The organism is Acidovorax sp. LjRoot117 (assembly GCF_964252695.1).
Lineage (GTDB): Bacteria > Pseudomonadota > Gammaproteobacteria > Burkholderiales > Burkholderiaceae_C > Acidovorax.
On sequence record NZ_CAXUPO020000003.1, the window covers coordinates 290,432 to 304,339 of the forward strand.

General features: G+C 65.9%; 17 protein-coding genes. 11 read left to right on the forward strand and 6 right to left on the reverse strand.

Annotated features, from left to right (window positions below):
* Positions 1-71: 71 nt before the first annotated feature.
* From ACSQ3D_RS11025 to ACSQ3D_RS11050, 6 genes are read left to right on the forward strand one after another with little or no spacing between them, the layout of a single operon-like run.
* A complete protein-coding gene (locus ACSQ3D_RS11025) occupies positions 72-881 on the forward strand; it encodes a hypothetical protein (protein ID WP_436126911.1) in 810 nt (269 codons plus the stop codon).
* The gene (locus ACSQ3D_RS11030) at positions 878-1,597 is read left to right on the forward strand and encodes a hypothetical protein (protein ID WP_436126912.1); all 720 of its coding nucleotides are present in this window, start codon (positions 878-880) and stop codon (positions 1,595-1,597) included. Before ACSQ3D_RS11025 ends, ACSQ3D_RS11030 begins: the two co-directional genes overlap by 4 nt.
* The gene (locus ACSQ3D_RS11035) at positions 1,594-2,052 is read left to right on the forward strand and encodes a hypothetical protein (RefSeq protein ID WP_436126913.1); all 459 of its coding nucleotides are present in this window, start codon (positions 1,594-1,596) and stop codon (positions 2,050-2,052) included. Before ACSQ3D_RS11030 ends, ACSQ3D_RS11035 begins: the two co-directional genes overlap by 4 nt.
* Positions 2,049-2,546, forward strand: a complete 498-nt coding sequence (locus tag ACSQ3D_RS11040) for a hypothetical protein (RefSeq protein WP_436126914.1) — start codon at positions 2,049-2,051, stop codon at positions 2,544-2,546. The genes ACSQ3D_RS11035 and ACSQ3D_RS11040 overlap by 4 nt, the downstream gene beginning before the upstream one ends.
* Positions 2,543-2,773 carry a hypothetical protein gene (locus tag ACSQ3D_RS11045; RefSeq protein ID WP_436126915.1) on the forward strand — a complete coding sequence of 77 codons (231 nt, stop codon included), beginning with the start codon at positions 2,543-2,545 and terminating at the stop codon, positions 2,771-2,773. Before ACSQ3D_RS11040 ends, ACSQ3D_RS11045 begins: the two co-directional genes overlap by 4 nt.
* Complete coding sequence (locus ACSQ3D_RS11050) at positions 2,761-3,909, forward strand: Arm DNA-binding domain-containing protein (RefSeq protein ID WP_436126916.1); 1,149 nt, start codon at positions 2,761-2,763, stop codon at positions 3,907-3,909. Before ACSQ3D_RS11045 ends, ACSQ3D_RS11050 begins: the two co-directional genes overlap by 13 nt.
* A gap of 1,056 nt (positions 3,910-4,965) precedes the next feature.
* On the opposite strand, the gene ACSQ3D_RS11055 is transcribed toward ACSQ3D_RS11050, so the two are convergent.
* On the reverse strand, positions 4,966-5,877 hold the full coding sequence (locus ACSQ3D_RS11055; RefSeq protein ID WP_436126917.1) for a LysR family transcriptional regulator: 912 nt from the start codon (positions 5,875-5,877) through the stop codon (positions 4,966-4,968).
* A 99-nt stretch (positions 5,878-5,976) separates the two neighbouring features.
* On the opposite strand from ACSQ3D_RS11055, the gene ACSQ3D_RS11060 reads away from it, so the two are divergent.
* Both ACSQ3D_RS11060 and ACSQ3D_RS11065 read left to right on the forward strand, forming a co-directional pair.
* Positions 5,977-6,846 (forward strand): SDR family oxidoreductase, encoded by an 870-nt coding sequence (locus ACSQ3D_RS11060; protein ID WP_396503129.1) that lies wholly within the window; start codon positions 5,977-5,979, stop codon positions 6,844-6,846.
* Between the two features lie 61 nt (positions 6,847-6,907).
* Entirely contained in the window at positions 6,908-7,396 is a 489-nt protein-coding gene (locus ACSQ3D_RS11065) for an AtaL-like protein (protein WP_436126918.1), read from the forward strand.
* Positions 7,397-7,590: 194 nt separating this feature from the next.
* Here the strand turns inward: ACSQ3D_RS11065 and ACSQ3D_RS11070 are convergent, their stop codons facing one another.
* Together ACSQ3D_RS11070 and ACSQ3D_RS11075 are read right to left on the reverse strand one after the other, a co-directional pair.
* Entirely contained in the window at positions 7,591-7,791 is a 201-nt protein-coding gene (locus tag ACSQ3D_RS11070; protein WP_436126919.1) for a hypothetical protein, read from the reverse strand.
* A gap of 196 nt (positions 7,792-7,987) precedes the next feature.
* Positions 7,988-8,707 (reverse strand): hypothetical protein, encoded by a 720-nt coding sequence (locus ACSQ3D_RS11075; RefSeq protein WP_436126920.1) that lies wholly within the window; start codon positions 8,705-8,707, stop codon positions 7,988-7,990.
* A gap of 325 nt (positions 8,708-9,032) precedes the next feature.
* On the opposite strand from ACSQ3D_RS11075, the gene ACSQ3D_RS11080 reads away from it, so the two are divergent.
* Positions 9,033-9,515, forward strand: coding sequence for a VOC family protein (locus ACSQ3D_RS11080; RefSeq protein ID WP_436126921.1), 483 nt, complete (start codon positions 9,033-9,035; stop codon positions 9,513-9,515).
* 106 nt (positions 9,516-9,621) lie between these two features.
* Here the strand turns inward: ACSQ3D_RS11080 and ACSQ3D_RS11085 are convergent, their stop codons facing one another.
* On the reverse strand, positions 9,622-10,509 hold the full coding sequence (locus ACSQ3D_RS11085; RefSeq protein WP_436126922.1) for an EamA family transporter: 888 nt from the start codon (positions 10,507-10,509) through the stop codon (positions 9,622-9,624).
* Between the two features lie 103 nt (positions 10,510-10,612).
* Between ACSQ3D_RS11085 and ACSQ3D_RS11090 the strand changes: the two genes are divergently transcribed.
* The gene (locus ACSQ3D_RS11090; protein ID WP_436126923.1) at positions 10,613-11,155 is read left to right on the forward strand and encodes an Lrp/AsnC family transcriptional regulator; all 543 of its coding nucleotides are present in this window, start codon (positions 10,613-10,615) and stop codon (positions 11,153-11,155) included.
* 290 nt (positions 11,156-11,445) lie between these two features.
* Positions 11,446-11,853, forward strand: coding sequence for a hypothetical protein (locus ACSQ3D_RS11095; protein WP_436126924.1), 408 nt, complete (start codon positions 11,446-11,448; stop codon positions 11,851-11,853).
* Between the two features lie 12 nt (positions 11,854-11,865).
* Here the strand turns inward: ACSQ3D_RS11095 and ACSQ3D_RS11100 are convergent, their stop codons facing one another.
* Positions 11,866-12,669, reverse strand: coding sequence for a hypothetical protein (locus ACSQ3D_RS11100; RefSeq protein WP_436126925.1), 804 nt, complete (start codon positions 12,667-12,669; stop codon positions 11,866-11,868).
* Positions 12,670-12,837: 168 nt separating this feature from the next.
* Positions 12,838-13,833, reverse strand: a complete 996-nt coding sequence (locus ACSQ3D_RS11105) for a 2-dehydropantoate 2-reductase (RefSeq protein ID WP_436126926.1) — start codon at positions 13,831-13,833, stop codon at positions 12,838-12,840.
* Positions 13,834-13,908: the final 75 nt, after the last annotated feature.

The following is a 13,908-nucleotide window of genomic DNA, read 5'->3' on the forward strand; positions in this document are numbered from 1 at the left end:
AAGTCGAAGCCCTGATGCAGGTGAGAGCGCATCAGGGCTTCTAGATCCCACCCGTCGAAAGGATTCAGATCATGCCCGATATTACAGCGGTCGCCCCCACACGCGCAAACAAGGCCCCGCCGAAGGCGAAGGCCACCGCAACCGACACGTCTGTGCAGACAAAGTCCAACGAGGCGGATTTGCTTCTTCAGGAAGCCCTCCTTACCCTAAACTTTGTTCTCACCGACCTTTGCGAATCCTCCATACCTGCTGGTGCTGCACCGGCGGCAACTGAAGCGCAGAACATTTCTTATGGGATGTGCCACGACAAAGATGAGGAGGCGAACGCAGATGCACCAGGCTTCACTCCCAGCATCGAATTTTGGACTGGTGTGGATCTGCTCGAGCGGCAGCTCAACGCAGTCATGTTGTTGCTGGGCAAAGCTAACGGCTTGGAACTGCGCGGCGCCATTGCTGCGGTGCCACTTGTGGAATTCGCTCGTTCCTACCTCGAATCCCTCACAGACGCTGTGGCCGCTGGGTCGAACACAGCTCTGCGCGCTTTGACCACCTTTGCTGGAGCTCGCCAGTTCCGCGACCGCCCCAGCCCGCCAATTCGCCGCGTAGGCGATTCTGCAGAAGGCCCCTACAGCCTGCAGCAACTGCGGTCAGTCCTCACTGCAGTGGCTGGCGTGGCTGTCACCCTGGACCAGGTGCTGATGAATGCGCAGGCCTCGGACAGCGAATGGAACACCGGTGTGCTGATCGACAGCGCGCAGATCCTCGCGCGTCACCTGGGCGGCATGGCTGACTGCGCCGTGGGTGGCACTGTGCAGGGGGACCACGATCGCTGGAACTACGGCCCCAACTTCGCCCAAGAAGGCAAGGCAGGTGCCGCATGAACGCCGCTGCAACCCCCGTGCGCAAGACTGCACGCAAGTCGACCTCGAAGCCTGTCAACCCGCCCGCTTCGTTGAGCACTGCAAGCGAACGTACTGTCGCAACCACTGGCGCCGATCTCATGCGTCAGGCCGCGGCCTTGGTCCGGGAAGAGGATGGAGGTGACTACGCTGACCCTTTGCTCGAGTTCGGGCAGAAGGCTCTGTGCCGATTGGCTGAGGGCCTGTCGCCCGAATGCACCCCGCGGGATGTTTTCCTATCTGCTGCTGCAGCCTGCCAGGGCGCTCTCGCAATAGACCGCAGCCAGCATCCCGTGCACGTGCCGCGACATCAGTTGATGCTCTCAGCGTTCGAACTATTGAGCAACGCGGCTCTGAGTTACGACACCCCGCTACGGCCATGTGTTGAAGCGGCAGCAGCCATCGATGCTGGTGCCCGGTGGTCAACAAATCTGGAAGGCGAGGACGCCGACATCCTCGGTGACCGCGCGATGGCCGCCAACGAATTGGTGTCGTGGATCATCGCGGCGCGCGTGACGCTTGAGCAAGCGCGCAAGGTAGTCGCCCAATGCCCCGAAGTCGAAGCGGCAATGCGCCGGCATTTCGTGGCCATCAACAGCCCGATCTGGGGAGGGTGCGAAGAAGACAACGCCCTTCAATGGCTGTTGCAGGACCAGCGCCGCCAGATTGCAGAACTCGCGAAAAGGGGAGCAGCATGAGCGCCGTTGCTGCTCCACGCAAGGTCGTGCCCGACACGACCACGAAGGCGCGACGAGCCGCTGCTTCGGCGCTCAAACCATCCCCCGCGCCACAACAGGTGATCGCGCCATCGCCACCAGGCTCCGACACCAACAGTGCTGAGTTGGCATCCGTCCACCTTGGCGAAGCCGAGGCGGTCATTCGCGCGGCCGCCGAAGCTGAGACCGGCCCGACCCGGGGCGCTGCTCTTCTGGCCGCCGCCCTAGTTACCGGTCTCGCCAAAGAATGCATTCCACTGGGTGTTCCCGTGGACAGGAAAGCGCTCAGCGAAGCGGCCTCCCTGCTCTCACAAGCTGAGGCAGTGCTCGAGTTGGTCACCAGGGACGACGACGATCTTTTGGCTGATGCTGGCCTGACGCTGCTGCTCGCTGCACAGGATCTCATCAGCTCAGCCGAAGACGAGGTGCGCCCATGACGTCGGCCGCTGAACGCATGAGCACGCTCCCTGCGGTGCTCCAGCCGACCAGCGGGCCGCGTCCGGGCAGCTTGGCAGCCCGCGCACTGGCAGCGCCACCGCCCATTCCAACCCCAACAACGTCAGCCCCGGCCGCGATGCTCCCCGCCCAGCGCGGCCTGCCGCACGCACCACCCCGCATCGACAACGCGAGGTGGTATGGGCGGCATGCCAAGCTGGCGAACCGCCTGCTGCACATGGCAGTCCGAGCGGCCGCTCTGCCGCCCGGGCCCCAGGACAACGAGGTGGACGAAGCGCTCGCGGCCCTGCTGCTGCACGCACGCGAAATCGTGAACTACGAGCCGCCCGAGATCCTGGCCAAGGACGGCGTGCACACCATCCCGCACGCGAAGCTGGCCAGCGCGCGGGCCAAGGTGTCCGCGCTGCGACTGGAGCTGGTCCGCACCCGGGCCGAACTGGCCGCGCTGAAGGGCGCAGGAGGTGCAGCACCATGACAAGATGGGTGACGATCCAAAAGGCGGCAGAGCTGACAGGCCTGCCGGCGTCGTTCTTCGACGAGCGCACGGGACGCTCCGGCCGCTGGCCCGAGGGTGTCGTGTGGAAGTGGTTCGAGGGTCGCAAGATGATCGACAGCTTTGCGCTGGACGAGTTCATCGACAGCAACAGCAGCCCGCCCAGCACGAGGGGGCGCAAGAAAGCGAGCGAGACATGCCCGGCGTGATCATCAGGAAGAACGCCCTTCAGATCGACCTTCGGGCACACGGCTACGGCAAGGAACCGCTGCTCATGTCGCCCACGCCAGCGAACGTGCGGTATGCGGAAAGGCTGCGGCTGGAGATCCTGGGGAAGATCGAGCGGGGTACTTTCGTCCTGGCCGAGTACTTCCCGGACAGCCCGCGGGTGCCTAAGGTCCAGGCCAGCGCAGCGCCAGCGGCCGGCGCGCAGCCCACCATCGGCGATGTTTTCCAGGAGTGGCTGAAGATCAAGCGCCCTGAGATTCAGCACAGCACGGCGGACCAATATCAGCAGACCCTGGACAGCTACCACTTCGACACCGTGCGCAAGATGGACGCAAGCCAGCTCACCTTTCGCGAGCTCAAGATCCTGCTCGCTGGGCTGCCGGAGAACTCCAAGACTTTCAACAACGTCGCCAGCGTGCTCAGCATGGCCCTGGAATATGGGCACCTGGCCAAGATGATTCCCGAGGCCCTGCACGTGCACATCGCCATGCGGAAGCATCAGAAGCCGCAGCCCGATCCCTTCACCTTGGACCAAGTCGAAGTGCTGCTGCAGCGCTTCAGCTCGGGGCAGGGCCGGGACTACTACGAGTTCGCCATCTTCACCGGCATGCGGCCCTCTGAGCAGATCGCGCTGAGCTGGTCGAAGGTGGACCTGCATGCCGGCACGGTACTGGTGGACGAGGCGCTGACGCGGGGCAAGATCAAGGGCACGAAAACGACCGACATCCGGGAGTTGGAACTGACGGCCCGCGCGCGCCAGGTGTTGGAGAGGCAACGCGCTGTCTCGCAACTGGCGGGCGGCAGGGTGTTCGTGGGGGAAGACGGCGCGGCCTTTTCGTCGACGGATGAACCGCTGCGTCTGTGGTGGAAGCCTGCCATGAAACTGTCCGGCCTGCGGCAGCGCGACGCCCGGCAGACTCGGCACACCTTCGCGACCGTCTGCTTGATGGCGGGCATCACTCCGGCCTGGGCCGCTCGCCAACTCGGGCACTCGGTGGAGATGTTCTATCGCGTGTACAGCCGATGGATCGACCGAGCCGACAAGGGTGCCGAGCGCCGCAAATTGGACGGTTACATATCGGCAAAACCCGGGGACATAGACAGCAAATTAGGCTGATTTAAACCATGAAAAACAGGCAAAAGCTGTGCGTTTAAACAGTAGATTTCGGCCTATTTACCCCGGTTCTCGGTTCGATTCCTGTCGAGGGGACCAAACAGTCAGTCCGCACGGGTGCAAGCTCTTGCGGGCTTTTTTGTTTCTCGTTCGACGTCAGCCTTTCGGCTGCACGCCCCCTTCAGCTCCTTCCACGCTCCTCCCAGCAAAATTGAGGGCATATCTGGGAGCTATGTCCCAAGGAGTGCGGTTTCATCGGCGCCCCTTTGCAAGCGCTGAACGTGCCAAGACCGAGCCCAGTCCTCCGTCAACCTCGCAGAAGGGCTGCCCGAGGCGGTGGCCGATTCGCAGCGCACTGCGCTGCCACTCCGCGCAAGCGCATCACGGGCTGCGGAGCAGTCGCAAACGCCCACGATGAGGCCCCTGCGGCCAATGACTGTCTGGAGGTATACAAGGCCATGGCAGAGTGCGAAGAGGCCTTCTCGAAGGCCATGGCGCTGCTGGCGCACGCATCCCACCCGTGGGCTTTGATCGGCACGCAGCGGATATGCGGGCCTACCGAAGGAAGTTCGCCGGGGATCGCCTCACGGTTGCGGCGTTGGAGCGGCCTGAGGTGGAGGCGCAGGGCGTTCTGAAACTGGGGGCGTTTGCGGGGCTTGCTGACCTCACGCCAGTGCAGCCGCTGCAGCTGAAGCGCGCGGAGGACGCTGCGGCGGCCTGAGCGTCGCGATGATGACAGCCAGGCTCGCACTGGGCGCTGAAATGCAAAAGGCCCCCGCAGTGATGTCGGGGCCTTTTGCCGTGGTTGCCATCGGCCAGAATCGGGCCCACGTCGATGCAGATGAAGATGGCTTGCCGCGGTTGACGTTGCATACATCGGACGGTAGCCGCTTGGTGTTCAAACGGTGTCCTGGAAAAGTCAACTGAACCGAGATCACCGTACGGACACTCAAGAAACGGCAGCCTGGCTTTCCTCGCATTGCCAAACACTCGCGTTGTAGCGCATCGCGGCCACGCCATGCGCAGCGACGCTCCAGCCAGTTCGCCGCTGCACGAGGGTCAAGCGACGTATGCCGCCAACTCTTGCGGCGTCCCCTCTGGAAAGGCCTCCTTGAGCAGATCCAGAAACGCCGACACACGGGGGCTGAGCAGGCGGCGCGAGGGGTAGAGCGCCCACAGCGCTATTTCAGGCCCTGGAACATCCCCCCACTTCACCAAGGTTCCGGCTGCCAGGTCGTGCAGCACCAGTGACAGGGGCAGCCGCGCAGCGCCCACCTGCGCACGCACCGCGTCGCGCACCATGAACAGCGAGGAGAGATGCAGCACGGGTTGCACCGCCAGGCGCTGCGGCGAGCCCTTCGCGTTGGTGAGATTCCAGATGGCGGCAGGAACGGCGCTGGCGTCCGCACCCGCGCTTCCCCGCACCACCGCCGCAGTGGTCGCGCCAGCGCGCGGCTTGCGGAGCTGGGGGCTTGCAACGACCACGATCCGGTCGCGCAGGAAGATGCGGCCGACCAGGCGTTCGTCCGGGTCGGGGTCGACGCGGATCACGAGGTCGTAGCCCTCCTCCACCATGTCCACGGCCCGGTCTTCGGTCGTGACCTCCAGCCGCACCTCGGGGTGCTTCAAGGCGAAGCGGGCTGCCAGCTTGCCCATGGCAGCCTGCGAGAACAGCAGCGGGGCACTGACCCGCAACCGGCCTCGGGGCGCATCGCCACCGGAGGCGATGGCGGCGGTGGTTTCGTCCAGCTCGGCCAGCAGCACCGAGGTTTTCTCGAACAGCGCCCGCCCCTCTTCGGTGAGCTTGAGCACCCGCGGCCCGCGCTCGAAAAGCCGCAGGTTCAGACCGCTCTCCAGGTCCGCCACCCTGCGCGAGAGGGTGGCCTTCGGGCGGCCCGATGCGCGGGCAGCCCGGCCGAAGCCTCCGTGCCGGGCCACCAGCGTGAAGTCCGCCAGAGCAAGCAAGTCCATGTGTTCCACCAGTGAGACGCAAAGTCCAAATATAACGTCTATCGCACATGGAATGAAACGATGAAGATTCGGGCTTCTTCAACGCAACGGAGCAATTTCATGACCATTCTCATCACCGGCGCCACGGGCAACGTAGGCCGCCAAGTCGTTCAGCAATTGGTGAACCGGGGCGCCGATGTGCGCGCGCTGGTGCGCAAGCCGGCCCAGGCGAACCTCCCGGCGGGCGTGCACACCGTGCAGGGCGATCTGCTCGACATCGACGCCCTGCGCCGCGCCTTCGACGGTGTCTCCACGCTGTTCCTGCTCAATGCGGTGGTGCCCGACGAGTTCACGCAAGCGCTGGTGGCGCTGAACCTTGCACGCGAAGCGGGCATCGAGCGCGTGGTCTACCTGTCGGTGATCCACAGCGACCGCTACCTGAACGTTCCGCACTTCGCGGGCAAGTTCGGCGTGGAGCGCATGCTGGAGCAGATGGGATTCGGCGCCACCATCCTGCGGCCGGCCTATTTCATGGACAACGACCACAGCATCAAGGATGTCGTGCGCAACCATGGCATCTACCCCATGCCCATCGGGAACAAGGGCCTGGCCATGGTGGATGTGCGAGACATTGCCGAGGTCGCTGCCATCGAACTGCTGCGCCGCGAGCAGGCCAGCGGGCAGCTGCCGCTGGCACGCATCAACCTGGTGGGCCCCGACACGCTCACCGGCGAAGCGGTGGCCGGCATCTGGTCGTCGGTACTGGGCCGCCCCGTTGCCTACGGCGGCGACGACACCGCCGGCTTCGAGGCCAACTTGCGCCACGCCATGCCGCACTGGATGGCGTATGACATGCGTCTCATGAGCGAGCGCTTTCTGACCGACGGGATGGTGCCGGAGGCTGGCGACGTGCAGCGCCTGGTGCAGTTGCTCGGGCGCCCGCTGCATGCGTACCGCGACTTTGCGCACGCCGTCGCCACGGCGGCTTGAGTGCTGCACGCACAACGTTCGCCCCCAACCCCAGACCCAATCTGCCCCAGAGGACACCACGATGATCTACTCCACCGCCACAGTCCCCGTGAACCCTGCCGGCCAAGTCCCGCTCACCCGCGCCCAGGCGTGGGCGGGTCTGGTGCTCAAGGCCCGCGATGCAAGGCTGTTTCTGCCGCCAAACCTGTGCACCCACTGCGAGGTGGTGCAAGAGAGCGATACCCACTTCGTGCGCGAGGCCACCATCGCCGGCCAGGCACTGCGCGAGATCATCACCTTGGAGCTGCACAACAAGGTGACCTTCTTCCAGGCCACCGGCCCGCGCGAAGGCGCCATCGTCAACGAGCTGTTCGAGGACGACCAAGGGAACCTGCAACTGCGCTTTTACGGCTATCTGGGCCTGCGGGGCAAGGCGCCCGGTGGGCCCGAGGAGCAGACAGAGCAGGCCTGGATGGACGGCGACAAGGGCTATCGGAGCGCGCTGCTGTCGACCCTGCAGCGCACCCGCGAACTGCTGGCGCAAGGACAGCTGACAGGCGCTGCCGCATGAACCACGCCACGCCGACCACCAGCCACACGCGCATCCAATTGCGGGGGCTGGCGGCGGCAGGCGGTGCCTGCGCGAGATGCGGCAAGAGCCCGTTTGAAGATCGCTCGCAGCGGCCCGGGCTTTTCCCATCAGGCGATCGAAGCGCAGGCCTCACTGCCGCACGGTGATGCCGTCGGCATCACCCTCCACCCTCGTCACATCCGGGGTGGCTGGCCCACGGGATCGCCGCTTTCATCCTCCTGCTCTCCCTCATACGGATCCGAAGCAGACGACTGCGGCAACTGCGGCTGTGGCGGCACCGTGAGCGGCTCCGTGCTGGGCGGCAGGTCGCCGGGCGGCAAGGGAAACGTATCGGGGACTTTGTGGATGGGGTGTTCAGCGGGGTCGGTGGCCATGGGGTTCTCCTGGTACAAAAATTGAATTGGGCCCGGTGGCGCACGCGCTCGGCGTAGGAGGCTGGCTTAGAACGGGGTGCGCTGCGAGAGGTTCACCCAACCCTTGCATGCGCGGCCAAGGCGCAAAAAAAGGCCCCGGCAGGGGTGCCGAGGCCTTCGCGATGCACAGCGCTAACAAGACCGCGCTGCAGCACGGTCACTTGGTCTGGTCCTTGTTCTTCGCGCTGGCGGTCTGCTGGTTCTGGTCGGTGCTCTTGGTGCGGTTGCTGCGCCAGGTGCTGAAGTCGTCCGAAAATTTCTGGTAGCGCTCGCCGCGGAAGGTTTCATAGTCCTTGTCCAGGCTGCGGATCTGCTCGTTGCGCCATTGCAGGTAGTCCTGATCGTGGCCTTGCTGGCTTTGGTGGCGCCCGGCACTGAAGCGGTCTGAATCTCCGTAGAACCCGCCGCCGAAGCGGTCCTGCTGGCTGCCGTACTGGCCGCCACCCCCATAGCCTTCGGAGAACTGCTCACGCCCGCCATAGCTGCCGCCCGGCTGGCGTGCACCGCCCCAGTCGTAGGCTTGTTGTTGCTGGTCACCTTGCGGGTAGCGGTTTTGCTGAACCTGCTGGCCACCCCGGGGGCCGAAGCTGCCGCCGCCGTAACGACCGCCCGGCCCGTTGTGGCCGTAGCCGCCGTATTGCGACTCATCGCTGCGGCCGCCCTGGTACTGGGACTGCGGGGCGCCAAAGTCCCTGTCGGAGCCGTACCGGCCGCCGTCACTCTGCGCCTGGTATTGCCTGTCGTGCTGGCCGTCGTGGCTGCCATAGCCGCTGCCGCTGCGGTACTCCTGCTGCTGATGCTGCTGATGCCGACCGCCGTCGCTGTCGTACTCGCGTGCGTGGTTGCGGTTGCGTTCTTCGTCGTCACGGTATGCCATTGCAATCTCCTCGTTTCAATGAAAAGCGCATGGGCCTATTCCTCATGCGAAAACCCATGTTGAAAAAACACAGGGCCCATTTCTGTAGGCCATTCCTTACGCGTCTGTAGTGCTGTGGCTGCGATACAGATGTGCACATTCACGCCATAAACGTTGCACACCCGCGGCACGGCGCACGGGCCTGCGAGCCACGGTGAACCGGCCATGACCGACGCACGGGGCCACTCCCGTCATGTGCGACAAACCCTTGGACACTGCGCCGGACATGACTACGATGACGACCACCCGGATGCACGGCGGATCCACCTTTTCCAGGAGCCAACCCATGATCAGCAAGAACACGATTTGCCTGTGGTACGAGCGCGATGCCTTGAGCGCCGCCAACTTTTACGCGGCCACCTTTCCCGACAGTTCCGTCGGCGCGGTGATGCTGGCGCCGGGCGACTACCCGGATGGACAGCAGGGCGATGTGCTGACCGTGGAGTTCACCGTGGCGGGCATTCCCTGCGTGGGGCTCAACGGTGGCCCGCACTTCAAGCACAACGAGTCCTTCTCCTTCCAGATCGCCACCGACGACCAGGCCGAGACCGACCGGCTGTGGAACGCGGTGGTAGGCAACGGCGGCCAGGAGAGCGCATGCGGCTGGTGCAAGGACCGCTGGGGCGTGTCGTGGCAGATCACCCCGCGCGTGCTGACCACCGCCATGGCCGACCCCGACCGCGCAGCGGCCAAGCGGGTGTTCGAGGCGATGATGACCATGCGCAAGATCGACATCACCACCATCGAAAAGGCATGGCGGGCCAAGTAGCCGCCGCAGATGGACCGAACCAAGGGTCTGCCATCGCGGGCACGAACCCGCAACCACCGGGTTCTGTTTCGCCATGGCGAGCCGGGAGCGCCAGCGCCCTCCACCCCTAGGCGGCGGCCGGCTCGCGCAGCGCGGGCTTGCTCCGCCCGGCCGTCATGGCCGTGCCCATCGATGCCGACACGATGAGACCGATGGCGAGCCATTGGTTGAAGCTCAGGTGCTCGCCCAGCAGGCCCATGGCCAGCACGGCGGCCACGGCGGGCTCCATGCTGATCATGATGCCGAAGGCCTCCTTGGGCAGCCGCTTCAAGGCCATCATTTCCAGCGAGATCGGGATGGCGCTGGAGATGGCCGCCACGGCCAAGCCGACAAGCAGCACGGTGGGCGTGAGCAGCGCGGCGCCCGCATGCACTACGCCCACGGGCACCACCACCAGCGCGGCCACCAGCAGCCCCAGCGATACGGTGTGCCCCGCGTGCAGGTGACCGGCGCGCTTGCCGAACACGATGTACAGCGCCCAGAACACGGCGGCAGCCAGCGCGTAGAAAACGCCCATCGGGTCGAGCGCGCTGCCGTTCAGGCCCAGCGGCAGCAGCATGCCCAGGCCTGCCATCGCCAGGGCCACCCACACGAAGTCCACCGCGCGGCGCGACGACCAGATGGCGACCGCCAGCGGCCCCGAGAACTCGATGGCCACGGCCAGGCCGAACGGCAGCGTGCGCAGCGACATGTAGAACATCAGGTTCATGGCGCCCAGCGCGGCGCCGTAGCACGCAATCGCCACGGCATCGGCGCGCGACAGGCGCCAGCGCCAGGGGCGCCACAGCAGCAGCATCAGCACGGCCGACAGGCCCACGCGCACGGCGGTGGTGCCCTGCGCGCCCACCGCCGGAAACAGGATCTGCTTGGCCCACGATGTGCCAAACCCGAGGGCCGTGACGGAGCCCAGCACGGCCAGGAAGGGAATGAATCGTTGAAAGGGGGACGCGGTCATGGGTAAAAATATAGTTCGACCGCGGCGTGTTTTTGGCTCTGTTTCGAAGCCCTTCACGCAACTTTCGCTCACTCCCCCTGCCCTGCACTGGAAGGCTGCCGACATGCCCACCACGCCCATTGCCGCCTCCGCCTCCGCCACCGCGCCCCTGCCGCACCCGGGCCTGGACCGCTTCGACCTGGCCATCCTCGACATCCTGCAGACGGACAACACCGCGCCGCAACGCCTGATCGCCAGGGCGGTCAATCTGTCGGCGCCCGCCGTGCAGCGGCGCATCAAGCGGCTGCAGGACAGCGGCGTGATCCGCGCCAACGTGGCCGTGATCGACCCGGTGAAGGTGGGCATGCCGCTGACCATCGTGCTCGAGATCCACCTGGAGAACGAGCGCCCCGACCGCACGGCCCCGCTGCGCGCGCGCATCGCCGCCGAAGACGCGGTGCAACAGTGCTACAGCGTGACCGGCGAGGCGGACTACCTGCTGGTGGTCAATGTGGCGTCGATGGCGGACTACGAGGCGCTGACGCGGCGGCTGTTCGACGGGGACGACAACGTGCGGCGCTTTCGCACGTCGGTGTCGCTGGGGTGTTTGAAAGCGGGGCTCAAGGTGCCGCTGGGAATGGGCATGCGCGAGGGTGGTGCGGCCTGAATGGCGACCCCGGCTGCAGGGGTGATGTTGGTGCTTGGCTCTGTCATCGTGGGTCTTTGGTCTTTGGTTGAGGAGCTTGGGGGCGCAAGGGGTCCGAACGAAAGGAGCCCCTCAATGACCCCACGGCCCAACGTCCTACGGCTGCCAGCGAATTCGGGCCCTAGCTGGATCGCCAGCTGGCGCCGACGATTTCCCATCAACATCACCGATGGGAACAACACATGAAAACGCCTGGTCTCCTTTGGTCCGTGCTCATTGGCGCGGTTGCCAGTGCCCGCTCGATGACACCGATGGCCACGCTGTCGGCAGCGAGGCTGCTGGGGCGCTCCACGCCCGGCAGGCTCGCATTGCTGGACCGCCCCTTGTTCAAGTATGGCGCCCTCGCCATGGGCGCCGGGGAACTGGCCGGCGACAAAATGAAGACAGCTCCTGACAGGACGGTGGCCCTGGGCCTGCTGGCGCGGACCATGAGCGCCGGTATCGCCGGTGCGGCCCTGGCCCCGCGCGGGCGTGAGCAAGCCGGAGCGCTGGCAGCGGTGGCCACCGCGGTGCCTCTGGCTTACGTCACCTTGAACGCCAGAAAAAGCGCCATGAAACGCATCGGCCAGACGCGCAGCGGCCTCATTGAAGACGCGTTGATCATCGCTGGCGGTATCGCCATCGTCGCACTGGCCGTCAAGCCCGGCAACCACCGGTGAGCGTACAGCCCATCAGGGCACGGTGTAATCCGTGCAATCGGGCGCTGGGGTGTCGGGCACGTAAGTGCGGGCCTGCGGGGTGAAGCGATACAACCGCTGGTAGCTGCAGCGGGGATCGGTCACGGTCACCAGGTCGCGCTGGCGAAGTGGCCGCGCCGCCAGCGAGTCTTTGGACCGCGACACGTGCCCCGGAAACGATGTCGCCTTGCTGCGATAGCGCAGCACCGGCCATCCTGCAGCGGATGCTTGCGTCAGGGCGAGGCTCGCGTCGAAGCTGTATTCATCGTGGCAGGCCCCGGCACGCTGCTTCATGTGGCGCTCGCTGAAACACGCCCGGATCGTCGCGCTGGAGCTCTGTGGAACACGCAGGACCTCGAACGGTAGTTGGTCGGGCACAAAGGCGATGAGATGCAGGGTGGTTGCACTGGCCCCACCGCCCGAATACATGGCGCGCTCCTCCGTTTGCACACCCACAAGGATGCCGCCCTGGAAGCGGATGAGCTTGGGCCACAGCCGGGCATAAGCATCTGCGGATGGCAGCCCTGCTATCCGATAGAGCATGTGCACCGGATCGCCCTGACCGCCAGGCAACTGCAGGCTCACGTCCGTGCCATCGGCTGCGCCGTTGGGGCATGCCTGGCCTTCGCAGCCGGGCTCGGAGGGAGCGATTTCCACGCAGAGTTGGTCTGGCGTACAACCGACCGCGGCCCATCCTTCGGATGGGCTGATGACCAGCGTATCCGTGCGCGGTGGTGCGGCGAGGGAGGGGGCCGATGCCACGAGCGCAGCGGCTGCAAGGAGAACGAATTTGCGCATGATCAAAAGCTTAGCGGCCCCAACGCAGCGTTGACGTGAACGCAGCTTGGCGGGAGGGTCTGCGCAACGCAGGGATGGAAGGTTGGGACAGGGAGCACATGCGCCTTGGCAAGCCATCGACCTGGGTTCGACGGCAAGGCGCCAAGCTTCTTCCCGGCACATCCGGTCTCACGCCAGACCCAACGCGTTGCGCATCTCTCTGCCCGTCAACCGCAGCCGCGGGCCACCGAGCAACTCGCACATGCGCGCACTGAGCGGCGCCTGCCCACCGTGCTGCGCAGCCAGCCGGACCACCGCTCCGCAGATGGCGTCGATCTCGGTCACGCGGCCCGCTTCGAGGTCGTCCCACATGGACGAGCGCGCCTTTTCGTCGATCTGCAGCATGCGCCGGGCCAGCCGCGTGAACAGCCAGTTGGGCAGGCGCAGCACATGGGGCAGCAGGCGCGGCGACACCGCGGTGACCTTGGCCGGGGAGATGCCGGCGCGCGCCATCGCCACCAGTGCCTCGGACTGCAGCGCGGCAAAGACGAAGCGGCAGTCGCGGTCGAGCAGCTCTTCGCGCAGCGGCAGGTTGGACAGCGCATTCACCGGGTTGTTGAGGTTGAGCAGCAGCTTGCCCCACTGCACCGACCGGATGTCGTACGGCAGCACGGTGGCAAGGCCCGCGGCGTTGAGCAGGGGCGCCAGGCCTTCGGTGACCTCGTCGCGCTGCAGTTGCAGGTGCCCCGCCGTGGCGCGGTGCACATGGGCGCCGCGCAGCACCACGTTGTAGGGCACCATGCCGGCCAGCACTTTCAGGCCGGGGGCCAGCGCGGCCAGCCGGGCCACGTTGTCCACGCCGTTCTGCAGCGATATGACGGGGGTGCCGGGCGGGCAGGCAGCAGCCAGCTCGCGCGCGGCGGCTTCGGTGGCGCCGCTCTTGACGCACAGCAGCACCACGCTCTGCGCGCGGGGCACCGCGTCGGCCAGGGTGGTGGCCATGCGCAGCGCGGTGGGCGGCACCTGCTGGTCCAGGCCGTCGAGGTCCGTCACCCGCAGGCCCTGCAGCGCGATGGGCTCCAGCGCGTGGGGACGGCCCACCAGGCATACCGTATGGCCCTGCGAAGCCAGCCGCCCGCCCACGTAGCAGCCGATGGCACCCGCGCCCAGAACGATGAAATTCATGTGATGACGATCCCGTTGAAGCCCTGAGGAAACGCACGGCAGGCCAGGCCCGCACGGCCCCCGTGCGACACGGCG

What these genes read in the sequence shown, in the direction of transcription:
- ACSQ3D_RS11025 (WP_436126911.1), top strand. Translation starts at nt 72, where the DNA reads ATGCCCGATATTACAGCGGTCGCCCCCACACGCGCAAACAAGGCCCCG.
- ACSQ3D_RS11030 (WP_436126912.1), top strand. Translation starts at nt 878, where the DNA reads ATGAACGCCGCTGCAACCCCCGTGCGCAAGACTGCACGCAAGTCGACC.
- ACSQ3D_RS11035 (WP_436126913.1), top strand. Translation starts at nt 1,594, where the DNA reads ATGAGCGCCGTTGCTGCTCCACGCAAGGTCGTGCCCGACACGACCACG.
- ACSQ3D_RS11040 (WP_436126914.1), top strand. Translation starts at nt 2,049, where the DNA reads ATGACGTCGGCCGCTGAACGCATGAGCACGCTCCCTGCGGTGCTCCAG.
- ACSQ3D_RS11045 (WP_436126915.1), top strand. Translation starts at nt 2,543, where the DNA reads ATGACAAGATGGGTGACGATCCAAAAGGCGGCAGAGCTGACAGGCCTG.
- ACSQ3D_RS11050 (WP_436126916.1), top strand. Translation starts at nt 2,761, where the DNA reads ATGCCCGGCGTGATCATCAGGAAGAACGCCCTTCAGATCGACCTTCGG.
- ACSQ3D_RS11055 (WP_436126917.1), bottom strand. Translation starts at nt 5,877, where the DNA reads ATGGACTTGCTTGCTCTGGCGGACTTCACGCTGGTGGCCCGGCACGGA.
- ACSQ3D_RS11060 (WP_396503129.1), top strand. Translation starts at nt 5,977, where the DNA reads ATGACCATTCTCATCACCGGCGCCACGGGCAACGTAGGCCGCCAAGTC.
- ACSQ3D_RS11065 (WP_436126918.1), top strand. Translation starts at nt 6,908, where the DNA reads ATGATCTACTCCACCGCCACAGTCCCCGTGAACCCTGCCGGCCAAGTC.
- ACSQ3D_RS11070 (WP_436126919.1), bottom strand. Translation starts at nt 7,791, where the DNA reads ATGGCCACCGACCCCGCTGAACACCCCATCCACAAAGTCCCCGATACG.
- ACSQ3D_RS11075 (WP_436126920.1), bottom strand. Translation starts at nt 8,707, where the DNA reads ATGGCATACCGTGACGACGAAGAACGCAACCGCAACCACGCACGCGAG.
- ACSQ3D_RS11080 (WP_436126921.1), top strand. Translation starts at nt 9,033, where the DNA reads ATGATCAGCAAGAACACGATTTGCCTGTGGTACGAGCGCGATGCCTTG.
- ACSQ3D_RS11085 (WP_436126922.1), bottom strand. Translation starts at nt 10,509, where the DNA reads ATGACCGCGTCCCCCTTTCAACGATTCATTCCCTTCCTGGCCGTGCTG.
- ACSQ3D_RS11090 (WP_436126923.1), top strand. Translation starts at nt 10,613, where the DNA reads ATGCCCACCACGCCCATTGCCGCCTCCGCCTCCGCCACCGCGCCCCTG.
- ACSQ3D_RS11095 (WP_436126924.1), top strand. Translation starts at nt 11,446, where the DNA reads ATGGCCACGCTGTCGGCAGCGAGGCTGCTGGGGCGCTCCACGCCCGGC.
- ACSQ3D_RS11100 (WP_436126925.1), bottom strand. Translation starts at nt 12,669, where the DNA reads ATGCGCAAATTCGTTCTCCTTGCAGCCGCTGCGCTCGTGGCATCGGCC.
- ACSQ3D_RS11105 (WP_436126926.1), bottom strand. Translation starts at nt 13,833, where the DNA reads ATGAATTTCATCGTTCTGGGCGCGGGTGCCATCGGCTGCTACGTGGGC.